Origin of the sequence: Salmonella sp. 741265055_HSA (assembly GCF_046569525.1) — a bacterium.
In the GTDB taxonomy this organism is placed as follows: domain Bacteria; phylum Pseudomonadota; class Gammaproteobacteria; order Enterobacterales; family Enterobacteriaceae; genus Salmonella; species Salmonella enterica.
This window is the reverse complement of sequence record NZ_JBKFSQ010000003.1, coordinates 99,887-123,542: the sequence shown is the minus strand read 5'-3', so window position 1 is coordinate 123,542 and position 23,656 is coordinate 99,887. Positions and strand designations below refer to the sequence as shown.

Below are 23,656 nucleotides of genomic sequence, written 5' to 3'. Positions count from 1 at the left end.
TCGGCATAACGACAACAAAAATCGTCGGGAGAGTAAAATGAGTACTTCTACCCAGAACATCCCGTGGTATCGCCATCTCAACCGGGCGCAGTGGCGGGCATTTTCCGCTGCCTGGCTGGGATATCTGCTTGATGGTTTTGATTTTGTGTTGATTGCTCTTGTACTGACTGAGGTACAAAGCGAATTTGGGCTGACGACGGTACAGGCGGCAAGCCTGATTTCTGCGGCTTTTATCTCTCGCTGGTTCGGCGGGTTATTACTGGGCGCGATGGGCGATCGCTATGGGCGTCGTCTGGCGATGGTCAGCAGCATCATTCTGTTTTCGGTGGGAACCCTGGCCTGCGGGTTTGCGCCCGGTTACACCACCATGTTCATCGCCCGACTGGTGATTGGTATGGGCATGGCGGGCGAATATGGTTCCAGCGCGACCTATGTGATTGAAAGCTGGCCAAAACATTTACGCAATAAAGCCAGCGGTTTTTTGATTTCCGGCTTCTCCGTCGGCGCGGTCGTTGCCGCGCAGGTGTACAGCCTGGTGGTGCCTGTCTGGGGCTGGCGCGCGCTGTTTTTCATTGGCATCTTGCCAATTATCTTCGCCCTCTGGCTGCGGAAAAACATTCCGGAAGCGGAAGACTGGAAAGAGAAACACGCGGGTAAAGCGCCGGTACGCACGATGGTCGACATTCTTTATCGGGGCGAACATCGCATCATCAACATTTTAATGACCTTCGCCGCCGCCGCTGCGCTGTGGTTCTGCTTTGCCGGTAACCTACAAAATGCTGCGATTGTGGCGGGGCTGGGACTACTGTGCGCGGTTATCTTTATCAGTTTTATGGTGCAGAGCAGCGGTAAACGCTGGCCCACTGGCGTCATGCTGATGCTGGTGGTACTGTTTGCTTTCCTCTATTCCTGGCCGATTCAGGCGCTATTACCTACTTATCTGAAAACCGAGCTGGCCTACGATCCGCATACGGTGGCGAATGTCCTGTTCTTTAGCGGATTTGGCGCGGCGGTTGGTTGCTGCGTAGGCGGTTTTCTTGGCGACTGGTTGGGAACCCGTAAAGCCTATGTCTGTAGCCTGCTGGCCTCGCAAATCCTCATTATTCCGGTCTTTGCGATTGGCGGCACAAACGTCTGGGTTCTGGGTCTGCTACTGTTTTTCCAACAGATGTTGGGGCAGGGGATTGCCGGGATTCTGCCGAAACTGATCGGCGGTTACTTCGATACCGATCAGCGCGCGGCGGGGCTGGGCTTTACTTATAACGTCGGCGCGCTCGGCGGCGCGCTGGCGCCGATCCTGGGAGCGCTGATCGCTCAACGTCTGGATTTGGGCACTGCGTTGGCATCGCTCTCTTTCAGCCTGACGTTTGTCGTGATCCTGCTTATTGGGCTTGATATGCCGTCTCGCGTACAGCGTTGGCTACGTCCGGAAGCGTTACGCACCCACGATGCTATCGACGACAAACCGTTCAGCGGAGCCGTACCGCTTGGCAGTGGTAAAGGTGCCTTTGTAAAAACGAAAAGTTAATCCGCTTGCCCGGTTTTAAACCGGGCAATATTTGTAAGGGAGTAGTATGTCGTTACTTGAACAACTGGATAAAAATATTGCCGCTTCTGGCGGCCTGATTGTCTCCTGCCAGCCCGTTCCGGGCAGTCCGCTGGATAAGCCGGAGATTGTAGCGGCAATGGCGTGGGCGGCGGAACAGGCGGGCGCGGTTGCGGTGCGTATTGAAGGCATAGACAACCTGCGTGTGGCCCGCTCGCTCGTTTCGGTACCCATTATCGGCATTATCAAACGCGATCTGGATGAGTCTCCAGTGCGCATTACCCCTTTTCTCGACGATGTAGATGCGCTGGCGCAGGCCGGCGCAAATATTATCGCCGTTGATGGAACCGCTCGGCAACGGCCGGTAGCCGTTGAGGCGTTGTTGGCGCGCATTCATCACCACCATCTACTGGCGATGGCCGACTGCTCATCCGTGGACGATGGTCTTGCCTGCCAACGGATAGGCGCGGACATTATCGGCACGACAATGTCCGGCTACACCACCTCCGATACGCCGGAGGACCCCGATCTGCCCTTAGTCAAAGCGTTGCATGACGCCGGATGCCGGGTGATAGCTGAAGGGCGCTATAACTCGCCAGCACTGGCGGCGGAGGCGATCCGTTATGGCGCATGGGCGGTGACGGTGGGGTCCGCCATTACCCGTCTGGAACATATCTGTGGATGGTATAACGACGCATTAAAAAAGGTGGCGTCATGACTACGTTAGCAATCGATATTGGCGGTACTAAACTTGCCGCCGCGCTCATCGACAACAACTTGCGCATTAGCCAGCGTCGCGAGCTGCCGACCCCCGCGAGCAAAACGCCGGACGCGTTACGTGAAGCATTAAAGGCGCTGGTTGAACCGCTACGGGCAGAGGCGCGTCAGGTAGCGATAGCTTCTACCGGGATCATTCAGGAAGGGATGTTGCTGGCGCTAAACCCCCATAATCTGGGCGGCTTGCTACACTTTCCGTTAGTACAAACACTGGAAACGATCGCAGGTCTGCCGACGCTGGCGGTGAACGACGCGCAGGCGGCGGCCTGGGCGGAGTATCACGCGCTCCCTGATGATATCCGCGATATGGTATTTATCACCGTTTCAACAGGCGTTGGCGGCGGCGTTGTCTGCGACGGCAAGCTCCTTACCGGAAAAGGCGGTCTGGCCGGGCACCTGGGACACACCCTGGCGGACCCACACGGGCCCGTATGCGGCTGTGGACGCGTTGGCTGTGTAGAGGCCATCGCCTCCGGACGAGGGATGGCCGCGGCGGCGCGGGACGATCTGGCGGGATGCGACGCCAAAACCCTGTTTATTCGCGCTGGCGAAGGTCATCGGCAGGCGCGACATCTGGTAAGCCAATCCGCGCAGGTAATAGCGCGGATGATCGCCGATGTGAAAGCGATTACCGGCTGCCAGTGTGTGGTTATTGGCGGCAGCGTAGGGTTAGCTGAGGGATACCTGGAGCAGGTTCGCGCGTTTTTGATGCAAGAGCCTGCGCCTTATCACGTGGCACTGAGCGCCGCTCACTATCGGCATGACGCAGGATTATTAGGCGCTGCTTTGTTAGCTCAAGGAGACACATTATGATGATGGGGGAAGTACAGTCGTTGCCTTCTTGCGGGTTGCATCCGCGACTGCTGGATGCCTTGACTCTCGCGCTGGCGGCAAGGCCGCAGGAGAAAGCGCCGGGGCGCTATGAATTGCAGGGCGACAATATCTTTATGAATGTAATGCAGTTAACGACGCAAATGCCGGCAGAGAAGAAAGCGGAATTGCATGAACAATACATTGATATTCAGCTACTACTAACCGGCGTCGAGCGTATTGCGTTTGGGATGTCCGGTGCCGCTCGCCAGTGCGAGGAGATGCATGTTGACGAGGATTACCAGCTTTGTAGTCAAATTGCCGACGAGCAGACTATTACGCTGCAAGCGGGGATGTTTGCTGTGTTTATGCCGGGAGAACCGCATAAACCGGGATGTGCAGTGGGTGAGCCGGATGACATCAAGAAAGTGGTAGTGAAAGTACGCGCCAGTCTGCTGGTGGCCTGAATCTCTTGCCGGAACAGTCTTCCGAACGCAGCCCCTTACGGGCTGCGTGGCGAATGTGCCGGAGAGCGCGGGTATGACGGGTTAACGCTTAAACGTCACGGCTTCCGGCTGGGTCAGGTGCAGCGTCGTCTGGCTCGGCACCGTCTCGGCAATTACCCGCCCGTGGCGAATCGAGTAACGGGCAGGCGTCTGGCGACGTACCGCATCGAATCCATTCTCAGCGGGTAAGATAACCAGATTCGCGGCATTGCCGACACTCAGACCGTAGTCCTGTAAATGCAGGGTTTTTGCGCTGTGGGTAGTGATCAGATTTAACCCATCGTTGATTTGCCCATACCCCATCAACTGGCAAACGTGTAACCCCATATGCAGCACCTGCAGCATATTTGCCGTGCCTAATGGATACCACGGGTCGAAGACGTCATCATGGCCAAAGCAGACGTTGATCCCCGCTTCCAGCATCTCTTTCACTCGCGTGACGCCACGACGTTTCGGGTAAGTGTCAAACCGTCCTTGCAGATGAATATTCACCAGCGGGTTGGCGACGAAGTTAATCCCCGACATTTTCAACAGGCGGAACAGGCGTGACGCATACGCGCCGTTGTACGAGTGCATAGCCGTGGTGTGGCTGGCGGTCACGCGCGCCCCCATGCCATCGCGATGCGCCAGCGCCGCGACCGTTTCGACAAAGCGAGACTGCTCGTCATCAATTTCGTCGCAGTGCACATCGATCAAGCGATCGTATTTCTGCGCCAGGGCGAAGATTTTGTGCAGCGATTCAACGCCATATTCCCGCGTGAACTCAAAGTGCGGAATGGCGCCAATAACGTCAGCGCCCAAACGCACGGCTTCCTCTAACAGCGCTTCACCGTTGGGATAAGACAGAATGCCTTCTTGCGGAAAGGCGACAATTTGCAGGTCTACCCACGGCGCAACCTCTTGCTTCACTTCCAGCATGGCTTTCAGCGCGGTGAGCGTAGGATCTGAAACGTCAACGTGAGTACGAACGTACTGGATGCCGTTAGCCATCTGCCATTTCAGGGTCTGCATCGTGCGCGCTTTCACATCTTCATGCGTGAGCATTGCTTTACGTTCTGCCCAGCGCTCAATCCCTTCAAACAGTGTGCCGGACTGGTTCCAGCTCGGTTCACCCGCCGTTTGCGTGGTATCCAGGTGGATATGTGGCTCAACAAACGGTGGAATAGCCAGACCGCCTTCGGCATCAAGCACTTCGCCCTGCGGTAACGATGCGGCTTCCTGAGGCTCAATTCGGCTAAAGCGCCCGTTTTCAATCGTAATCTGCCATAATCCTTCGTGTCCCTGCAGACGCGCCTGACGAATGGTGATGTTATTGTTCTGCATGGCTGACCTCTGGTGATTTAGCAAGGCTGCGGTTGAAAAGTGGATTCAGCAGGATATAGCTGAAGACGCCGCCGAGTACGGCGTTGACGGGCACAATACCAGGAACATAATGTCCGGCGGCGATGCCCAGCGCGACGGAAAGAATAGCAATCCAGTTAACGGGAATAAAGCGCACGGTGTTGAAGTCGGCATAGCGGCGGCGGTTCAACAGATAGTCGGCAATAATCACTCCGCCAATCGGTGGGATGGCCGATGACAGGAACGTCAGCCAGCCGACAAAATTATTGTAAAGCCACAGCGCGCACACGGTACCGATAATCCCGTTCACCACCGACAGCGTGCGGCTGGAAAGACCGGTAATATTGGCGAAGCCCAGACCCGATGCGTACAGCGCGTTATCGTTGGTGGTCCAGATATTCAGGCCGAGCACCACAATCGCGGGCAGCAGCAGCCCCTGCGCTATCATCACGTCAGAGATATCCGCCTGACCGACAGCGGCAGCGCCTGCCGCGCCGAAGATAAACATCAGCGAGTTGCCGAGGAAAAAAGCGACCATCGCAATCAGTACGGCGCTTTTGGCATGACGTCCGAAGCGGACGAAGTCGGCGGTCAATGTACCGGCGCTGACAAACGAGCCCACCACCAGCGCCAGCGCGCTGGAAAAATCCAGCGGCGTCTGCGGCACTATCGTTTTTAAATGCTCCAGCCCACCCACGCCGCTGACCGCCAGCCAGACGGAGTAGCTGCCCAGAATAACGATCGCGGGTACGGCAATGATAGACAAAATGGTCAACGCCGAGATGCCGAAAAAAATGGTCAGGGTCATCAGTAGACCCGAAACGGCAATCAGAATATTGGCATCAATGCCCGTCGCTTTACTGACCGGAATAGCGAACATCGCTACGCCAACGCCAAACCAGCCTACCTGTGTGCCGCCTAGCAGCAGCGAGGGAAGCCATGATCCTTTAACGCCAAAGGAGTAACGTGCAAGGAGGTGGGTGGAGAGTCCGGTTTTTGCGCCGATGTAGCCAAGAAATGCAGTGTAGATACCGAGGAGGAGATTACCGAAGAGAACTGCGAGGAAGAAATCGTGATAGGTAAGACCGGTGCCGAGTGTCCCTCCGGTCCACATACTGGCGGAAAAAAACGTTAAACCCAACATGACAAACGTCAGTGGAATCACGCCCTTCCGCGCCGCCAGAGGGACGGGGCCCTGGCTATAATTGTTGTCCTGCGACACAACGCCTCCATGAATTTTGCCCAAAAAATCCGCCGCATAATATACAGTTCTCAGAATAAAGCAAACGTTTTCGTGTGATATTTTTTTGATAATCATTCATGGCATTAATGGTTCGTTAGTTTTTCTCCGTTGTCAGTGAACCACCGCGTGTGAGTTGAGTTTCCAGCATGGTTTGCGAACGAATAAGTTCGTCTGTGAGTAATTTTTCGTCGGGCAACTGCACTTTGTACTCGCTCGCCATGATGGTGTTTGGCAGGCCAGTCAGCGCGTAATGCGCTTCCCCCGCGCCTTTCCCTGCGCACAAAACCAGGCCGACTGGCGGGTTTTCTCCGGGCATTGTCCAGTGTTCTTTGGCATAGTTCAGGTACATATTCATCTGCCCGGCATCCGCATAACCGAATTTGCCTACCTTCAGGTCAACGAGCAACAGGCAGCGCAAGCGACGATGGAAGAACAGCAGATCGACGCGGAACCAGCTATCGTCTATGCGTAGTCGGCGTTGGCGGCCAACAAAAGCAAAATCGTCACCAAGCTCCAGCATAAAGTCCATCAGGTGGCTGAGCAGCGCGTCTTCGAGATCTGATTCGGAATACTCGTCCTTCAGGTTAAGAAATTCCAGAATGAACGGGTCGCGTATGGCTTGCTCCGGCAAAACGTTTGGCTCGGCGGGTGCAGGCTGCTGCAACATGGCGGATTTGTCGTGGGACAGTAGCGTTCGTTCGTAAAATTGAGTGGCGATTTGCCGATCGAGCTGCCTAACTGACCAGCCGTTACGTAGCGTCTCTTTCTCGTAAAAAGTGCGGGCATCGGGATTTTTTACCGACAAGAGGCGGACATACGCTGACCAGGGAAGAGGGAATGTTTTGGCGAGCGGTATGAGATTTGAAAATTCCGCAGACAGTGTCTGCGGAATTTCAATGTGTTGAAAACAAAGATAAAATGTACGAATTTGCCATAGGTTTCTGGTGGAAAAACCGCGCTTATAGCGCTGACTTAAATCTACCGATAATCGTTCGATAAGCTGGGTGCCATAGGCCGCTCGCGCTTCTCCTCCCTGTTCAAATTCGACAATGCGTCGGCCAATTTCCCAGTAGGTGGCAGTCATAATGGCATTGATGCTGCGCACGGTCTCGGTACGTGCCGTATCGACCAGACGAATAATACCGTCATGAATTTGCTGATATTCATCAGACTGTGGCACTAAAGTTGGATTCGTCATGTCATCCCTTACGTGATAGTTTTATTGTGAAATTAGAACGCTATCAATACGCTTCAGGCGTAAACGGATCAATCCATGAACGGATTTTACATGGCATTACATCTCGATTTACGAGCGGGTTTCCAGAATCGGCAGGAGAGATATTGAGGAGAGGAATATCGGCTCCCCAGCCATCAGCACAAGGCATCAACCAGGGGAGCCGGAAGGGTTACACTTCGAGGTAGTTCATAATCCCGTCAGCCGCTTTACGGCCTTCCGCAATCGCCGTCACCACCAGATCGGAACCGCGCACGATGTCGCCACCGGCGAAGATTTTCGGGTTGCTGGTCTGGAAAGCATTATCGCTGCGTTCCGGCGCGATAATTCGTCCCTGCGAGTCCAGCTCCACGCTGTGTTTCGCCAGCCATTCCATGCTGTGTGGACGAAAACCAAATGCCATCACCACCGCATCAGCCGGAACCACATGCTCGGAACCGGCGACGATCTCCGCCCGCCGACGGCCTTTGGCATCCGGTTCGCCCATTTCAGTGCGCACCATTTTTACGCCGCTCACTTTGCCGTTGGCATTGACTTCAATGCCCAGCGGTTGAACGTTAAACTGAAACTCGACACCTTCCTCGCGCGCGTTTTTTACTTCGCGTCTGGAACCCGGCATGTTCTCTTCATCACGACGATAAGCACAGGTTACGTGCGTTGCGCCCTGGCGTATGGAAGTGCGTACGCAGTCCATTGCGGTATCGCCGCCGCCCAGCACCACCACGCGTTTGCCTTCCATGCTGACATATGGTTCGTCGCTGGTTTCGCCAAACCCCATGATCTGCTTCGTATTGGCGATCAGGAACGGCAGAGCGTCGAAAACCCCGTCCGCATCTTCATTTTCCAGCCCGCCGCGCATCGACTGATAGGTGCCGACGCCAAGGAATACCGCATCGTAATCTTTCAGCAGATCTTCAAGCTGTACATCACGACCCACTTCGGTATTAAGTTTGAACTCAATACCCATGCCGGTGAAGATCTCGCGACGGCGGGTCATCACCTCTTTTTCCAGTTTGAAAGCTGGAATACCGAAGGTCAGCAGGCCGCCGATTTCCGGATGGCGATCAAAGACCACCGCCTTCACGCCGTTGCGGGTCAGCACGTCGGCGCACGCCAGCCCTGCCGGACCTGCGCCGATAATCGCTACCCGTTTGTCCGTCTGGCGCACGCCGGTCATATCCGGGCGCCAGCCCATCTCAAACGCTTTATCGTTGATATAGCGCTCAATGTTACCGATGGTCACTGCGCCGAACTCATCGTGCAGCGTACAGGAGCCTTCGCACAGGCGGTCCTGCGGGCAGACGCGGCCACACACTTCCGGCAGGGTGTTGGTCTGGTGCGATAGCTCAGCCGCCTCAAAAATACGCCCTTCGTTAGCCAGTTTCAGCCAGTTCGGGATGTAGTTATGTACCGGACATTTCCACTCGCAGTAGGGGTTACCGCAGGACAAACAGCGATCCGCCTGGGCTTTCGCCTGACCTTCAGAAAACGGTTCGTAGATTTCAACAAACTCGATCTTACGGATCTTCAGCGGTTTCTTCGGCGGATCAACGCGCTGCAGGTCGATAAATTGATAAACATTCTGGCTCATTTCAATTCCTTACTGCGCCTGCACGCGCAATTCTGCCGCACTACGACTACGGTGGCCCAACAGGGCTTTGACATCGCTGGACTTGGGCTTAACTAACGCGAATTGGGTTGAGAAGCTTGACCACCTGGACAGGATCTCTTCGCCGCGTTGCGAACCAGTATGCTGCACGTGCTCGGTGATCAGGCCGCGCAGATGCTCTTCGTGGATAGCCAGCGAATCAACGTCCAGTACTTCTACCAGTTCCGGGTTCACGCGTTTACGGAATTCGCCATCTTCGTCCAGTACATAGGCGAAGCCGCCGGTCATGCCCGCGCCGAAGTTAACGCCGGTTTTACCCAGCACGCAGACGATGCCGCCGGTCATGTATTCACAGCCGTTGTCGCCGATGCCCTCTACTACGGTAATCGCCCCGGAGTTACGCACGCCGAAACGTTCGCCCGCGCGGCCCGCCGCGTACAGACGGCCACCGGTGGCTCCATACAGGCAGGTGTTGCCGATAATGCTGGCTTTATGACTGAGGAAGGCGGAACCTACCGGTGGTCTGATGGCGATCAAACCGCCTGCCATACCTTTACCGACATAGTCGTTGGCATCGCCAGTCAGATATAACTCTACGCCGCCCGCGTTCCACACGCCAAAGCTCTGGCCTGCGGTACCGCTGAAGTGCGCTTTAATCGGATCGGAAGCCAGCCCCTGATCGCCGTGGGTCTGTGCGATGTAGCCGGAAAGCGACGCGCCGACGGAACGATCGGTGTTGCGGATGTCGAACCAGAAGGTTTTGCTCTGGCGCGCATCGACAAACGGCTTCGCCTGCTGCAACAGTTGCGCATTCAGCACGCCGTTATCAAACGGCGGGTTATTCTCGGTGCAGTACAGCGCTTTACCCGGATGAGGTTCAGCGGTTTCCAGTAGACGAGACAGCGCCAGCTTCTGCTGTTTAGCGGTGAAGCCCTCCAGCTCTTTCAGCAGGTCGGTGCGGCCAATCAAATCCACCAGGCGGGTCACGCCAAGCGAAGCCATCAGCTCGCGCACTTCGCGGGCGATAAATTCAAAGTAGTTGGTCACTTTGAACGGCAGGCCGTGATAGTGGTTCTTACGCAGTTTTTCATCCTGCGTCGCCACGCCGGTTGCGCAGTTGTTCAGATGGCAAATGCGCAGGTATTTACAGCCCAGCGCCACCATCGGGCCGGTGCCGAAGCCGAAACTTTCCGCACCGAGAATCGCCGCTTTAATGATATCGACGCCGGTTTTCAGACCGCCGTCCACCTGCAGACGAATCTTGTGACGCAGACCGTTGGCGACCAGCGCCTGCTGGGTTTCGACCAGACCCAGTTCCCACGGACAGCCAGCATATTTCACCGAAGAGAGCGGGCTGGCGCCGGTACCGCCGTCGTAGCCAGCGATGGTGATGAGGTCTGCATAGGCTTTTGCCACGCCGGTCGCGATGGTGCCAACGCCCGGTTCGGACACCAGCTTCACGGAGATCATCGCCTTCGGGTTGACCTGCTTGAGGTCGAAAATGAGCTGCGCTAAGTCCTCGATAGAGTAGATATCGTGGTGCGGCGGCGGGGAGATCAGCGTCACGCCCGGCACTGAATAACGCAGTTTAGCAATGTACGGGGTAACTTTATCCCCCGGCAACTGACCGCCTTCGCCCGGTTTCGCGCCCTGCGCGACTTTAATCTGGATCACATCGGCATTGACCAGGTACGCCGGCGTCACGCCAAAGCGACCGGAGGCCACCTGTTTGATACGCGACACTTTATTGGTGCCATAGCGCGCCGGGTCTTCACCGCCTTCGCCGGAGTTGGAGTTGCCGCCGAGGCTGTTCATCGCTTCCGCCAGCGCTTCGTGCGCTTCCGGACTTAATGCGCCGATAGACATGGCTGCGGTATCAAAGCGTTTAAACAGCTCACTGGCGGGTTCAACCTCGTCAATAGTCACCGCCTCGCCGTCTGGATGTATCGCCAGCAGATCGCGCAGCGTTGCCGCCGGACGCTCATTGACCAGTTTGGCGTATTCCTGATAATCGCTGTACTCGCCGCTCTGTACCGCCTGTTGCAGGGTACGCACGACATCCGGGTTATAGGCGTGATATTCGCCGCCGTGGACGTACTTCAACAGGCCGCCAGGGCTAATGGGTTTGCGCGCCAGCCAGGCGCGTTTGGAGAGATTCAGCAGATCCTGCTGGAAGTCATCAAAGCTCGCGCCGCCGATACGGCTGACTACGCCCTGGAAGCACAGGTTTACCACATCATCGTGCAGTCCGACCGCTTCAAACAGTTTGGAGCAGCGGTAAGAGGCAATGGTCGAAATGCCCATTTTGGACATAATCTTGTACAGCCCCTTGTTGATGCCGTTACGGTAGTTCTGCATCACGGTACGGTAGTTTTTAGCGATGGCCTGGGTATCAATCAGACGCCCCAGCGTTTCGTAGGCCAGGTACGGATAGATGGCCGTTGCGCCAAAGCCGAGCAGTACCGCAAAGTGATGCGGATCGCGGGCGCTTCCGGTTTCTACGATGATGTTAGCGTCGCAGCGCAGGCTTTGTTCTACCAGACGCGTTTGCACCGCGCCCACCGCCATCGGCGCGGGGACCGGCAAGCGATTCTTACCGATATTGCGATCCGAGAGGACCAGCAGCACGGTGCCGTTACGCACCATCTGTTCCGCTTTATCGCACAGCGCCTTAACCGTCGCGTCCAGTGTGGTTTCGGTGACATCAAAGGTAATATCAAGCCAGTCGGCGCGGTAGTGATGCTCGCTCATGGTGGTGAGCTGTTTGAAATCGGAGTACAGCAGAATTGGCGATTTAAAACTCAGGCGATGGGCCTGACCTTCCGCTTCGCAGAAGACGTTCATTTCGCGACCGATGCTGGTGGCGAGCGACATGACGTGCGCTTCACGCAGCGGGTCGATAGGCGGGTTAGTGACCTGCGCGAACTGTTGGCGGAAGTAGTCGTAAATAATACGCGGCTGGCTGGAGAGCACGGCAAAGGGGGTGTCGTCGCCCATTGAGCCGACGGCTTCCTGGCCGTTTTCGCCCAACACGCGGATAACCGAGTCCAGCTCTTCGGCGCTGTAGTTAAACTGTTTCTGATAGCTGGCGAGCAGGTCATCGTCCAGTTCGCGGCTACCGACTTCTTCATCTGGCAGATCTTCAAACGGCACCAGACGGCGAACATTCTTTTCCATCCACGCTTTATACGGATGGCGGCTTTTCAGATCGTCATCGGTTTCCGCGGAATGCAGAATACGTCCGCCGCGGGTGTCGATCACCATCAGCTCGCCTGGGCCGACGCGGCCTTTCTCGACCACTTCATCCGGCTGATAGTCCCAGATACCGACTTCGGAGGCGCAGGTGATCAGCTTGTCTTTGGTAATGACGTAGCGCGCCGGGCGCAGGCCGTTACGGTCAAGGTTACAGGCGGCGAAGCGCCCGTCGGACATCACGATGCCTGCCGGACCGTCCCACGGCTCCATATGCATGGAGTTAAAGTCAAAGAAGGCGCGCAGATCCTGGTCCATATCGGGGTTGTTCTGCCAGGCGGGCGGCACCAACAAGCGCATGGCGCGGATGATGTCCATCCCGCCTGCCAGCAGCAGTTCCAGCATGTTGTCCAGCGAGCTGGAATCCGAACCGGTTTCGTTAACAAACGGCGCAGCGGACTGTAAATCCGGGATCAGCGGCGTCTGGAATTTATAGGTACGGGCGCGTGCCCACTGGCGGTTGCCGGTGATGGTGTTAATCTCGCCGTTATGCGCCAGGTAGCGGAACGGCTGCGCCAGCGGCCAACGCGGCACGGTGTTAGTGGAAAAGCGCTGGTGGAACAGGCAGATGGCCGATTCCAGACGCAGATCCGCAAGATCCAGGTAGAAGCGCGGCAGATCCGCCGGCATACACAGACCTTTATAAATGTTGACCAGGTTCGACAGGCTGCATACGTAGAAATCTTTGTCGTTCTGCAGGCGTTTTTCAATGCGTCGGCGGGCGATAAACAGACGGCGCTCCATATCACGCGGACGCCAGCCTGCCGGAGCGTTGACAAAAATCTGCTCAATACGCGGCAGAGAGGAGAGGGCGATTTCACCGAGCACGCCTTCATTGGTTGGCACATCGCGCCAGCCGACAATCGACAGGGTTTCCTGCTGTAATTCTTCTTCGACAATATGGCGTGACGCGGCGGCCAGTTCAGGATCTTTATTCAAAAAGATCATCCCGACGGCGTAGTTTTTGGCTAAGCGCCAGCCGCGCTCTTCGGCCACGATGCGAAAGAAACGGTCAGGTTTTTGTAACAGCAAGCCGCAACCGTCGCCGGTTTTACCGTCGGCAAGGATCGCGCCACGGTGCTGCATCCGGGCCAGCGCGTGTATGGCGGTACGCACTACCTTGTGGCTAGGTTCGCCTTCTATGTGGGCGATCAGGCCGAAACCACAGTTATCCTTCTCAAGGGATTTATCGTACAACATATCAGTGAACCTCCCCAGGCTCTACGGGACGCTCTCCCAACCGACGGCGCGCGGGCACAGCAAGAGCATGGCGACGGGGCTGGCGCATCATACGCTTACCTCGCATTCGCCCTCTTTGTGTCCTTTGCGCATTGATAAATACGGTTAAGAGGGAATCTCAATTACTGCATAAATATGATGAGCAGACGGCTCATCCAGAAAGCTTCCAGCGGATCCCCAACTTATCGGGAATCCACACCCAGGTCAAATGGCAAACTGATTTATGCAAAAGTGTGCTGTAGCACAGATAACTTTTTGAATGTATTGAAATTAAAGGTTTTTTTATAGAGGGGCTGCTAATACGGAGCGGCAGAAAGCCTGTGATCTGTCTCACTATAAGAGCCGCTCGCCAGACGTTATCTGACCTTGCTTTTTCAAAAATCTTGGCATTTTATGCTGTTTTAAGCGTGAGCAGTATTGAATGCTACTGTTTTTATCGATGACCCAGCAGACTCTGAAAAAAGAGGGGAATATCAGGAAAAATCATCAGCGGGATTATGAATGAAATGTCGTTTATTTTGCTTGATTATGCAATGGATAAAAGCCTTCCGGGACGATTGATCCAGGTCATCGCCAAAGGAGACTAAAAATGGCAGGCTTTGGCCTCTTTTTAAGAGGCGGTCTATCAGATTATGCAGTTACAGAAATTAGTCAATATGTTTGGTGGGGATCTTTTACGTCGGTATGGGCAAAAGGTTCATAAGCTGACGCTTCATGGCGGTTTTAGCTGCCCTAATCGCGACGGCACCATCGGGCGTGGCGGTTGCACCTTCTGTAATGTCGCCTCTTTTGCCGATGAGGCGCAGCAGCATCATTCGATTGCCGAGCAGCTTGCGCATCAGGCGCATCTGGTGAACCGCGCTAAACGCTATCTGGCTTATTTCCAGGCCTACACCAGCACCTTTGCAGAAGTGCAGGTGCTGCGTTCCATGTATCAACAGGCGGTCAGCCAGGCCAGTATCGTCGGGTTATGCGTCGGTACGCGTCCGGATTGCGTCCCGCAGGCAGTAGTAGATTTACTGTGTGAATATAAAGATCAAGGCTACGAGGTGTGGCTGGAACTGGGATTGCAAACCGCGCACGATAAAACCCTGCACCGAATTAACCGCGGGCATGACTTCGCCTGCTATCAGCGTACCACCCGGATTGCCCGGGAGCGCGGGCTGAAAGTGTGCGCGCATCTGATTGTGGGGCTGCCGGGCGAAGGCCAGAGTGAATGCTTGCAAACGCTGCAACGCGTGGTCGAGACCGGCGTGGACGGCCTTAAACTGCATCCGCTGCATATTGTGAAAGGCAGTACGATGGCCAAAGCCTGGGAAGCGGGGCGGCTGAACGGCATCGAACTGGACGACTACACGCTAACGGCAGGTGAGATGATTCGTCATACGCCGCCGGAGGTGATTTATCACCGGATTTCAGCCAGCGCTCGCCGTCCGACGCTGCTTGCCCCGCTGTGGTGCGAGAATCGCTGGACGGGGATGGTTGAGCTGGACAGATACCTGAATGAGCATGGCGTGCAGGGCTCTGCGCTGGCCCGTCCCTGGATACCACCTATAGCGTAGCGTGATGAGGGGCGCTACGCATATTTCGCACAATATTCAACGCGGTTCCCATAATTGGGTATTATGTGCGAAGTTGCGGTGAAGGAATCCTCTATGAAGCAAATTCGTATGCTGGCGCAATACTATGTCGATCTGATGATGAAATTGGGTCTGGTGCGCTTTTCCATGCTCCTGGCGTTGGCATTGGTGGTGCTGGCGATTGTCGTGCAGATGGCGGTGACCATGGTGCTGCATGGTCAGGTTGAAAGTATCGACGTCATTCGTTCCATCTTTTTTGGCCTGTTAATTACGCCCTGGGCGGTCTATTTCTTATCCGTTGTTGTTGAACAACTGGAAGAGTCAAGGCAGCGACTGTCGCGTCTGGTGCAAAAGCTGGAGGAGATGCGCGAGCGCGATCTCAAGCTTAACGTACAGTTGAAGGACAATATTGCCCAGCTTAATCAGGAAATTGCCGATCGCGAAAAAGCGGAAGCGGAGCTGCAAGAGACATTTGAACAGCTAAAAGTAGAAATTAAAGAGCGTGAAGAGGCGCAAATCCAGCTAGAACAGCAATCCTCTTTTCTGCGCTCATTTCTGGACGCCTCGCCGGATTTGGTTTTTTATCGTAATGAAGATAAAGAATTTTCCGGCTGTAACCGCGCAATGGAATTGCTAACCGGCAAGAGCGAAAAACAACTGGTGCATTTGAAGCCGGAAGATGTGTACTCTCCCGAAGCGGCGGAGAAAGTCATTGAAACCGATGAAAAAGTATTCCGCCATAACGTCTCCCTGACCTACGAACAGTGGCTGGATTACCCGGACGGACGAAAAGCCTGCTTTGAAATTCGTAAAGTGCCTTATTACGACCGTGTCGGTAAACGTCATGGCCTGATGGGATTTGGTCGTGATATTACCGAACGTAAGCGTTATCAGGACGCGCTGGAGCGCGCCAGCCGCGACAAGACCACGTTTATCTCTACCATCAGTCATGAACTGCGCACCCCGCTTAACGGCATCGTTGGTTTAAGCCGCATCCTGCTGGATACCGATCTCACCGCCGAACAGGAAAAATACCTTAAGACAATCCATGTCTCCGCCGTAACGTTAGGCAATATTTTCAATGATATCATTGATATGGATAAGATGGAGCGGCGTAAGGTTCAGCTTGATAACCAACCGGTTGATTTCACCAGCTTTATGGCCGATCTGGAAAACCTTTCCGGTTTGCAGGCGCAGCAAAAAGGGCTACGTTTTGTGCTTGAGCCGACGCTGCCGCTACCGCACAAAGTCATTACCGACGGAACGCGTCTGCGCCAGATTTTGTGGAATTTGATCAGCAATGCGGTGAAGTTTACTCAGCAGGGCCGGGTGACGGTGCGGGCGCGCTATGATGAAGGCGACATGCTGCACTTTGAAGTGGAAGATTCCGGGATCGGCATTCCGCAGGATGAGCAGGATAAAATTTTCGCCATGTATTATCAGGTGAAAGACAGTCATGGCGGTAAACCGGCAACGGGTACTGGTATCGGGCTGGCGGTCTCCCGTCGGCTGGCGAAAAATATGGGTGGCGATATTACCGTTTCCAGTCTGCCGGGCAAAGGGTCGACCTTTACGCTAACGGTCCATGCGCCAGCGGTGGCGGAAGAGGTGGAGGACGCCTTTGATGAAGACGACATGCCGCTGCCCGCGTTGCATGTTCTGCTGGTCGAAGATATTGAACTGAACGTGATTGTGGCGCGTTCGGTACTGGAAAAACTGGGTAACAGCGTGGATGTCGCGATGACCGGCAAGGCGGCGCTGGAGATGTTCGCGCCGGGCGAATATGACCTGGTCTTACTGGATATTCAGCTACCGGATATGACGGGTCTGGATATTGCCAGAGAACTGACCCGTCGCCACACGCGGGAAGATTTACCGCCGCTGGTAGCGCTTACGGCTAACGTTCTGAAAGATAAAAAAGAGTATCTGGACGCCGGTATGGACGATGTGCTGAGTAAGCCGCTGTCGGTGCCAGCCTTAACCGCGATGATTAAAAAATTCTGGGATGCCACCGATAAAGAGGAGAGTACCGTGACGCCTGAAGAGAGCGATAAAGCGCAAGCGCTGCTGGATATCCCGATGCTGGAACAGTACATCGAGTTGGTTGGGCCTAAATTGATCACCGACGGTCTCGCGGTGTTTGAAAAAATGATGCCTGGCTATTTAAGCGTGCTGGAGTCCAATCTGACGGCGCGTGATAAAAAAGGCGTCGTTGAGGAAGGGCATAAGATTAAAGGCGCCGCCGGTTCGGTAGGGCTGCGTCATCTGCAACAACTTGGCCAGCAAATCCAGTCGCCGGATCTTCCCGCCTGGGAAGATAATGTCGCGGAATGGATTGAAGAGATGAAGCAGGAGTGGCAGCACGATGTCGCGGTGCTGAAAGCCTGGGTGGCAAACGCGGAAAAAAAATGACCCCGGTTTGACCGGGGTGCGCGAATACTGCGCCAACACCAGGGAAATCGTGGCTGCGCCGTGCTTATTATGATGATGTCAAAGGCGCAGTCCTGTTTTCAGGCCGCACGCAGTTAAGATAGCAAATCCTAAATGATTTGTTACATGAATCATTTAAATGTGTGAAGCGTAGCATTTTAATCAAAATTATTAATGGGCTTGAGTCGGTTGCAGGAGGATGTTCACCATGAAAAAAATTGGCGTAGTGCTCAGCGGATGCGGCGTCTATGACGGCGCCGAAATTCATGAGGCCGTTCTGACGCTGTTGGCCATTGCCCGCAGCGGCGCGCAGGCTGTCTGCTTCGCGCCGGATAAACCACAGGCGGATGTTATTAATCACCTGACCGGCGAAGCGATGGCGGAAACGCGTAACGTTCTGATTGAGGCGGCGCGTATTACGCGGGGCGATATTCGTCCCCTGTCCCAGGCTCAGCCAGAGGAACTGGATGCGCTCATTGTGCCTGGTGGTTTCGGCGCGGCGAAAAACCTGAGTAATTTCGCCAGCCAGGGGAGCGAATGCCGGGTGGATAGCGATGTCGTCGCGCTGGCGAAGGCCATGCATCAGTCCGGCAAGCCGCTGGGATTCATCTGTATCGCGCCCGCAATGTTGCCGAAAATCTTTGACTTCCCGCTACGTCTGACAATAGGGACGGATATTGATACCGCTGAAGTACTTGAAGAGATGGGCGCCGAACACGTACCTTGCCCGGTTGATGATATCGTTGTGGACGAGGATAACAAGGTCGTGACCACCCCTGCCTATATGCTGGCGCAGGATATCGCCCAGGCGGCAAGCGGCATTGATAAATTAGTGTCGCGCGTGCTGGTTCTGGCGGAATGAGCAAACGACGCATCGCGCCGTTAACGTTTTTGCGCCGTCTACTTTTACGTACTCTTGCTGCGCTCGCCGTCTTTTGGGGCGGCGGCATTGCGCTGTTTAGCGTGGTTCCGGTGCCTTTTTCGGCGGTGATGGCGGAACGGCAGATTAGCGCCTGGCTCGGCGGAGAGTTCGGTTATGTGGCGCATTCTGACTGGGTCAGTATGGCGGATATCTCGCCGTGGATGGGGCTGGCGGTAATTGCGGCGGAAGACCAGAAGTTCCCTGAGCACTGGGGCTTTGATGTTCCGGCGATTGAAAAAGCGCTGGCGCATAATGAGCGGAATGAGAGCCGTATTCGCGGCGCCTCTACGCTTTCGCAGCAAACGGCGAAAAATCTCTTTTTATGGGATGGCCGCAGTTGGGTGCGCAAAGGTCTGGAGGCCGGGCTAACGCTGGGCATTGAAACTGTCTGGAGCAAAAAGCGCATCCTCACGGTTTATCTGAATATCGCGGAGTTTGGCGATGGTATTTTCGGCGTGGAGGCTGCGGCCTGGCGATATTTCAATAAGCCCGCCAGCCGCTTAAATATGGCCGAAGCCGCGTTGCTGGCGGCCGTGCTGCCTAACCCGATTCGCTATAAGGCGAATGCGCCTTCCGGCTATGTGCGTAGCCGGCAGGCGTGGATTATGCGCCAGATGCGCCAACTGGGTGGGGAATCTTTTATGACGCGCAACCAGCTTAATTAATTTTGCCGAATGGCGGCGTGAACGCCTTATCCGGCCTGCGTCTGTGTCGTCCAGGCCTGATAAGCACAGGCCATTAAGCTTCGTGAGAAGTAAGCGCCAGCCCTTTTTTGTCTTTTAGCTGCGCGTCCCTCTCCAGGGCAACGGCCAGCGCAGGCTGGGCGATAAACCGCTGCCACACTCTCTCCAGTTTGCGTTCACAGCACCATGTTGACCAGGTCGCCAGCGGGATAAAGGTACTTTCCCCCAGATTGTCGCAAACCACCGGAACCACTTCTGACTCGCTGATACGCTGGCACAGGATGTTTTGCGGCTTCAGCGACATCGTCACAATATGATTATCCAGCAGGTAACGTTTCAGTTTTTTCAGTAGCCGCCGCAGGACAGCGACATCCTCTTCATAACGGCATTGCACGGCGAACTCGGTCAGGGTAATAGAGGGCGCGCCGTTGAAATCGGTAATCATGTCGTAGACATAGCCGGTGCCGCAATCGGTTTCTACCGTGCCGTAATAACGGGGGATAGCGCTCCAGTCTGTCAGGTAGCGGGACAGATGCGCATAGTAGTTCAGTTCACGCCGAATCTCTTTATCACCGCCGTGGTCACGGTTGTAAATGACTTTTATGCAACGCCGGGCATTATCCGGATGTGTATAGCATTTACGATGTCGACCGGCGCCCAGCGGAGTCTGTTTGGATAAGAGGATCATGGCAAGTCCATACTAAATTTATTCACATAAATTTAGTATGGACAAAGAACTTAAATAAAACCTAAACGAAATTTTTTAAGGTTTTCTTAATGTTTTTATGCACAGGTAAAGCGCACGAAATGTACAAATCTTACAAAAGGGTGGGGCTGCGGGACAAGTGGCAGGCAGGCGTAACACGCCCGGCTTTGGGGTTGCTGTCATCAAATACCGGGACGGCGTTGGGGGAAATAGGGAATAGAGGGGAGGTTTAGTCTTCGTCAAAGCCGGAATTGAACAGATCGATAACCGCTGCCAGCGCTTCAACTTCTTGCGGGCCGGTGGCTTCAATTTCGATCTGACGCCCTTTGGCGGAATCGAGCATTAACAGCGCGATGACGCTGTTCGCTTCCGCTTCGGTGCCTTCGTCATTGCGTAATAGCACCTCGGCGTCAAAACCCTGCATCAGTTCGAAAAGCTTCATGGCAGGCCGGGCATGCATGCCCAGCTTATTGGTGACTTCAACAGTTTGCTTTACGGTCATGTTTTGCGTTTTTCCAGCGTGCGATGGCGAGACTGGACATTTTTACCGCGCGAGCGGAAGTAGTCTGCCAGCTGTTCTGCAATATACACCGAACGGTGTTTCCCGCCGGTACAACCGATAGCGACGGTAAGGTAGCTACGGTTGTTGGTCTCCAGCATCGGTAACCATAGCTCAAGATAGCTGCGAGTCTGATAGATAAAATTGTGAACTTCTGTGTGTCGGTCAAGAAACGCGGCTACCGGCTTATCAAGCCCGGTCATGGGGCGCAGTTTTGGATCCCAGTGCGGGTTGGGCAGAAAGCGGACATCGAACACATAGTCCGCATCAATCGGGATACCATGTTTAAAGCCGAAGGACTCAAATACCATCGTCAGTTCGCGCTCGCGTTTGCCCAACAGCCGGGTACGCAGCATCTCCGCCAGCTCATGGACGGACATTTCTGAAGTGTCGACGATCAGATCTGCACGTGAGCGTAACGGCTCCAGCAAGTCACTCTCTTTATCGATCGCACTCTCTAAAGAAAGATTTTTGCTGGAAAGCGGATGCAAACGGCGCGTGTCGCTGTAGCGGCGAATCAAGGTATTGCGGTCGGCATCAAGAAACAGCAATTGCGGCGAGAAAGCGCCAGGCAGATTATTCATCGCCTGTTCAAAAATCTCAGGTGATTCAGGCATATTGCGCACATCAATGCTGACGGCGGCGGAAATCTGGCGATCGGCCAGCGTTCGCGCCAGATCGGGCAACAGCACGACGGGGAGGTTATCTACGCAGTAAAATCCCATATCTTCCAGCGCGCGCAGAGCGACAGATTTACCTGATCCGGAGCGCCCGCTGACGATCATCAGTACCATGTACCGTTTCTCCTCACAACGACAGAAAGAAATGCCATTGAGTTGTTATGCCTCATTCTGCTCACCTTCGGTGTCAGTAATGATTTGATACAGCTCTTCATCATTCAGCGCCGCGCGCAGGCGGCGGCAGATCGTTTTATCCGCCAGACGTTTCGCCACCAGCGACAGCGTGTGCAGATGCGTTTTAGTTTGATCGGCGGGCACCAGCAGGGCGAAGAGGAGATCGACCGGCTGATTATCAATGGCGTCGAACGCGATCGGCGTTTCGAGCTGAACGAACACGCCGACGGCGCGTAAGGTATCTTCTTCCAGTTTCCCGTGCGGGATGGCGATACCATTACCAATACCGGTACTGCCCATTTTTTCGCGTGTCAGAATGGCTTCAAACACGACCTGAGGAGGTAAACTGAGCTGTTTTGCCGCCAGTTCGCTGATGATTTCCAGCGCGCGTTTCTTACTCTGACAATGAACGCCGCTACGCGTACACTCCTGGTTAAGTACACTGCTCAGTTGTAGAGTCGTATCGTTATTTATCATAATTTCACCTAAGAACCTGTCCTGTCAGGTTGATGGCCAGGTTCGGAGCGCTAACTGTACAAATGGCCCGTTGTGTCACACAACAGGCCGTCCTGCACTGGCTAACTGCCCGGACAATTAGTGTTGTTTCAGTTTATCTTTATGCCTGGTTAACTGCCTTGCCAGTTTATCAATCAAGCCGTCAATGGCGGCATACATATCCTGGCCTTCCGCGCTGGCGTGAATTTCGCCGCCGTTAACATGTAGCGTCGCATCCGAGATGTGCGTGACCTTCTCCACTTTCAACACCACGTATACCTGATTAATCCGCTCAAAATACTGTTCAAGTTTGGCGAATTTCGTCGTCACAAATTCACGCAGGGCTTCAGTAATTTCGACGTTATGTCCGGTGATATTGAGCTGCATAGTGTCTTCCTTATCGGTTGGGTCAAACCAGCTGTTTGCGTTGGTTTGACGGCGGAATGGATAAAGACTCTCGGTACTTCGCAACAGTGCGGCGTGCCACCATGATACCCTGTTCTGACAGCAGAGAGGTTAACTTGCTGTCACTCAGCGGTTTCGCGGGGTTTTCCGCCGCAATTAACTTCTTCACCAGCGCGCGAATCGCGGTGGAAGAGGCTTCGCCTCCGCCTTCGGTATTGACGTGGCTGGAAAAGAAATATTTGAGTTCAAAAATACCGCGCGGGCTGTGCAAATACTTCTGCGTGGTCACGCGGGATATGGTGGATTCGTGCATCTCGACGGCCTGGGCGATATCCGCCAGTACCATCGGTTTCATATATTCTTCGCCCTGTTCAAAAAAGGCTTGCTGTTGCTCGACGATGCAGCGACTGACACGCAGCAATGTGTCGTTGCGGCTTTCAAGGCTTTTTATCAGCCACTTCGCATCCTGTAAATTACTGCGGATGAACTGGCTGTCGGCATCGTTGCGCGCGCTGTTGCACATGGCGGCATAGTGCTGGTTAATCTGTAAACGGGGAATACTGTCGCTATTAAGCTCCACCGTCCAGCGACCGTTATGCTTGCGTACCAGCACATCCGGGATAACGTACTCCGGCTCGCCGGTCTGGATCGATTGACCGGGTCTGGGATCGAGCGACTGAATCAGGTTTACCGCCTCTTTCAGCACCTCTTCTTTTAGTCGGGTAACGCGCATCAACGTGCGGAAATCGTGGTTGGCCAGCAGATCAAGGTGATCGCAGATAATGAGCCGCGCCTCTTCCAGCCACGGCGTGGATTTGTCGAATTGTGAAAGCTGGATCAGCAGACAGTCGCGAAGATCTTTTGCCGCGACGCCTACCGGATCAAAACGCTGAATGCGCTTCAGGACGGCTTCGACCTCATCGAGATCCACCTCTACATCGCCCATGCTTTCGCGAATTTCATCCAGGGATACGGTGAGATAGCCGGTATCATCTACCGCGTCGACAATGGATGTCGCAATAGCGCGATCGGTGTCCGAGAAGGGCGTTAGCTCAACCTGCCACATCAGATAATCCTGCAACGACTGCGTCGTTTCGCCCTGATAGACGGGCAGCTCATCGTCGATATAATCGCCGCTGGGGCCGGACGGCGTCCCGGCGGTGTAAATTTCATCCCAGCTGGCGTCAAGCGGCAGCTCTTCCGGCATCTCTTTTTGTTCGAGCGCGTCGGCGGTATCGAGAGGATCGTTATCCTGAGGTTGCTGAGTGTCGATTTCGTCATGAAGATCGGTTTGCTCAAGCAGCGGGTTATTTTCCAGCGCTTGCTGGAGTTCCTGCTGAAGTTCCAGCGTAGACAACTGCAACAGACGGATGGCCTGTTGTAGCTGAGGCGTCATCGCCAGTTGTTGGCTAAGCCTGAGTTGCAAACCTTGCTTCATATTCAGAGTCGTTTTCTCCCGCTAGAG

19 protein-coding genes are annotated in these 23,656 nt (G+C 54.8%); 8 read left to right on the top strand and 11 right to left on the bottom strand.

Translation table 11 applies throughout. The features are described 5' to 3' along the window. Positions 1 to 37: 37 nt before the first annotated feature. Genes nanT through nanQ form a run of 4 tightly spaced genes read left to right on the top strand, consistent with a single transcriptional unit; the run spans position 38 to position 3,600 of the window. On the top strand, positions 38 to 1,528 hold the full coding sequence (gene nanT, locus ACLD4K_RS02980) for a sialic acid transporter NanT (RefSeq protein ID WP_000108071.1): 1,491 nt from the start codon (positions 38 to 40) through the stop codon (positions 1,526 to 1,528). A gap of 46 nt (positions 1,529 to 1,574) precedes the next feature. Beyond that, positions 1,575 to 2,264: an N-acetylmannosamine-6-phosphate 2-epimerase gene (locus ACLD4K_RS02975; protein WP_411011366.1), complete on the top strand. Its 690-nt coding sequence runs from the start codon at positions 1,575 to 1,577 to the stop codon at positions 2,262 to 2,264. Next, positions 2,261 to 3,136, top strand: a complete 876-nt coding sequence (gene nanK / locus ACLD4K_RS02970; protein WP_183059353.1) for an N-acetylmannosamine kinase — start codon at positions 2,261 to 2,263, stop codon at positions 3,134 to 3,136. The genes ACLD4K_RS02975 and nanK overlap by 4 nt, the downstream gene beginning before the upstream one ends. Beyond that, complete coding sequence (gene nanQ, locus ACLD4K_RS02965; RefSeq protein ID WP_183059354.1) at positions 3,133 to 3,600, top strand: N-acetylneuraminate anomerase; 468 nt, start codon at positions 3,133 to 3,135, stop codon at positions 3,598 to 3,600. Before nanK ends, nanQ begins: the two co-directional genes overlap by 4 nt. An 81-nt stretch (positions 3,601 to 3,681) precedes the next feature. On the opposite strand, the gene ACLD4K_RS02960 is transcribed toward nanQ, so the two are convergent. The 5 genes from ACLD4K_RS02960 to gltB all read right to left on the bottom strand — a co-directional run bounded on the left by ACLD4K_RS02960 (position 3,682) and on the right by gltB (position 13,518). Continuing rightward, positions 3,682 to 4,962, bottom strand: a complete 1,281-nt coding sequence (locus tag ACLD4K_RS02960) for a cytosine deaminase (RefSeq protein WP_411011365.1) — start codon at positions 4,960 to 4,962, stop codon at positions 3,682 to 3,684. Beyond that, positions 4,949 to 6,202 (bottom strand): cytosine permease, encoded by a 1,254-nt coding sequence (gene codB / locus ACLD4K_RS02955; RefSeq protein WP_001542969.1) that lies wholly within the window; start codon positions 6,200 to 6,202, stop codon positions 4,949 to 4,951. Before codB ends, ACLD4K_RS02960 begins: the two co-directional genes overlap by 14 nt. Positions 6,203 to 6,317: 115 nt before the next feature. After that, positions 6,318 to 7,421, bottom strand: coding sequence for a YhcG family protein (locus ACLD4K_RS02950; RefSeq protein ID WP_000184321.1), 1,104 nt, complete (start codon positions 7,419 to 7,421; stop codon positions 6,318 to 6,320). A gap of 208 nt (positions 7,422 to 7,629) precedes the next feature. Continuing rightward, positions 7,630 to 9,048, bottom strand: coding sequence for a glutamate synthase subunit GltD (gene gltD, locus ACLD4K_RS02945; protein WP_000081635.1), 1,419 nt, complete (start codon positions 9,046 to 9,048; stop codon positions 7,630 to 7,632). Positions 9,049 to 9,057: 9 nt separating this feature from the next. Further along, positions 9,058 to 13,518 (bottom strand): glutamate synthase large subunit, encoded by a 4,461-nt coding sequence (gene gltB / locus ACLD4K_RS02940; RefSeq protein WP_411011364.1) that lies wholly within the window; start codon positions 13,516 to 13,518, stop codon positions 9,058 to 9,060. 671 nt (positions 13,519 to 14,189) lie between these two features. Here gltB and ACLD4K_RS02935 point away from each other — a divergent pair. The 4 genes from ACLD4K_RS02935 to mtgA all read left to right on the top strand — a co-directional run bounded on the left by ACLD4K_RS02935 (position 14,190) and on the right by mtgA (position 19,154). Then, entirely contained in the window at positions 14,190 to 15,119 is a 930-nt protein-coding gene (locus ACLD4K_RS02935; protein ID WP_411011363.1) for a TIGR01212 family radical SAM protein, read from the top strand. A gap of 93 nt (positions 15,120 to 15,212) precedes the next feature. Beyond that, the gene (arcB, locus tag ACLD4K_RS02930) at positions 15,213 to 17,549 is read left to right on the top strand and encodes an aerobic respiration two-component sensor histidine kinase ArcB (protein WP_411011362.1); all 2,337 of its coding nucleotides are present in this window, start codon (positions 15,213 to 15,215) and stop codon (positions 17,547 to 17,549) included. A 226-nt stretch (positions 17,550 to 17,775) separates the two neighbouring features. Further along, positions 17,776 to 18,429, top strand: a complete 654-nt coding sequence (gene elbB / locus ACLD4K_RS02925) for an isoprenoid biosynthesis glyoxalase ElbB (protein WP_000719811.1) — start codon at positions 17,776 to 17,778, stop codon at positions 18,427 to 18,429. Continuing rightward, positions 18,426 to 19,154, top strand: a complete 729-nt coding sequence (gene mtgA, locus ACLD4K_RS02920) for a monofunctional biosynthetic peptidoglycan transglycosylase (RefSeq protein ID WP_411011361.1) — start codon at positions 18,426 to 18,428, stop codon at positions 19,152 to 19,154. Before elbB ends, mtgA begins: the two co-directional genes overlap by 4 nt. Positions 19,155 to 19,227: 73 nt before the next feature. On the opposite strand, the gene yrbL is transcribed toward mtgA, so the two are convergent. From yrbL to rpoN, 6 genes are all read right to left on the bottom strand, one after another. Then, a complete protein-coding gene (gene yrbL / locus ACLD4K_RS02915; RefSeq protein ID WP_411011360.1) occupies positions 19,228 to 19,860 on the bottom strand; it encodes a PhoP regulatory network protein YrbL in 633 nt (210 codons plus the stop codon). 247 nt (positions 19,861 to 20,107) lie between these two features. Further along, positions 20,108 to 20,380 (bottom strand): PTS phosphocarrier protein NPr, encoded by a 273-nt coding sequence (gene npr / locus ACLD4K_RS02910; protein WP_183059363.1) that lies wholly within the window; start codon positions 20,378 to 20,380, stop codon positions 20,108 to 20,110. Continuing rightward, a complete protein-coding gene (gene rapZ, locus ACLD4K_RS02905; RefSeq protein ID WP_000243749.1) occupies positions 20,377 to 21,231 on the bottom strand; it encodes an RNase adapter RapZ in 855 nt (284 codons plus the stop codon). Before rapZ ends, npr begins: the two co-directional genes overlap by 4 nt. A 45-nt stretch (positions 21,232 to 21,276) precedes the next feature. Continuing rightward, positions 21,277 to 21,768, bottom strand: coding sequence for a PTS IIA-like nitrogen regulatory protein PtsN (ptsN, locus tag ACLD4K_RS02900; protein ID WP_000609332.1), 492 nt, complete (start codon positions 21,766 to 21,768; stop codon positions 21,277 to 21,279). 117 nt (positions 21,769 to 21,885) lie between these two features. Next, complete coding sequence (gene hpf / locus ACLD4K_RS02895) at positions 21,886 to 22,173, bottom strand: ribosome hibernation promoting factor (RefSeq protein WP_001176589.1); 288 nt, start codon at positions 22,171 to 22,173, stop codon at positions 21,886 to 21,888. A gap of 22 nt (positions 22,174 to 22,195) precedes the next feature. After that, entirely contained in the window at positions 22,196 to 23,629 is a 1,434-nt protein-coding gene (rpoN, locus tag ACLD4K_RS02890) for an RNA polymerase factor sigma-54 (protein ID WP_000809020.1), read from the bottom strand. Positions 23,630 to 23,656: the final 27 nt, after the last annotated feature.

Coding starts and splice junctions, on each gene's coding strand:
- gltD (WP_000081635.1), bottom strand. CDS start 9,048: ATGAGCCAGAATGTTTATCAATTTATCGACCTGCAGCGCGTTGATCCG.
- rapZ (WP_000243749.1), bottom strand. CDS start 21,231: ATGGTACTGATGATCGTCAGCGGGCGCTCCGGATCAGGTAAATCTGTC.
- ACLD4K_RS02960 (WP_411011365.1), bottom strand. CDS start 4,962: ATGCAGAACAATAACATCACCATTCGTCAGGCGCGTCTGCAGGGACAC.
- ptsN (WP_000609332.1), bottom strand. CDS start 21,768: ATGATAAATAACGATACGACTCTACAACTGAGCAGTGTACTTAACCAG.
- ACLD4K_RS02950 (WP_000184321.1), bottom strand. CDS start 7,421: ATGACGAATCCAACTTTAGTGCCACAGTCTGATGAATATCAGCAAATT.
- mtgA (WP_411011361.1), top strand. CDS start 18,426: ATGAGCAAACGACGCATCGCGCCGTTAACGTTTTTGCGCCGTCTACTT.
- rpoN (WP_000809020.1), bottom strand. CDS start 23,629: ATGAAGCAAGGTTTGCAACTCAGGCTTAGCCAACAACTGGCGATGACG.
- ACLD4K_RS02935 (WP_411011363.1), top strand. CDS start 14,190: ATGCAGTTACAGAAATTAGTCAATATGTTTGGTGGGGATCTTTTACGT.
- ACLD4K_RS02975 (WP_411011366.1), top strand. CDS start 1,575: ATGTCGTTACTTGAACAACTGGATAAAAATATTGCCGCTTCTGGCGGC.
- npr (WP_183059363.1), bottom strand. CDS start 20,380: ATGACCGTAAAGCAAACTGTTGAAGTCACCAATAAGCTGGGCATGCAT.
- elbB (WP_000719811.1), top strand. CDS start 17,776: ATGAAAAAAATTGGCGTAGTGCTCAGCGGATGCGGCGTCTATGACGGC.
- hpf (WP_001176589.1), bottom strand. CDS start 22,173: ATGCAGCTCAATATCACCGGACATAACGTCGAAATTACTGAAGCCCTG.
- nanQ (WP_183059354.1), top strand. CDS start 3,133: ATGATGATGGGGGAAGTACAGTCGTTGCCTTCTTGCGGGTTGCATCCG.
- nanK (WP_183059353.1), top strand. CDS start 2,261: ATGACTACGTTAGCAATCGATATTGGCGGTACTAAACTTGCCGCCGCG.
- yrbL (WP_411011360.1), bottom strand. CDS start 19,860: ATGATCCTCTTATCCAAACAGACTCCGCTGGGCGCCGGTCGACATCGT.
- nanT (WP_000108071.1), top strand. CDS start 38: ATGAGTACTTCTACCCAGAACATCCCGTGGTATCGCCATCTCAACCGG.
- gltB (WP_411011364.1), bottom strand. CDS start 13,518: ATGTTGTACGATAAATCCCTTGAGAAGGATAACTGTGGTTTCGGCCTG.
- arcB (WP_411011362.1), top strand. CDS start 15,213: ATGAAGCAAATTCGTATGCTGGCGCAATACTATGTCGATCTGATGATG.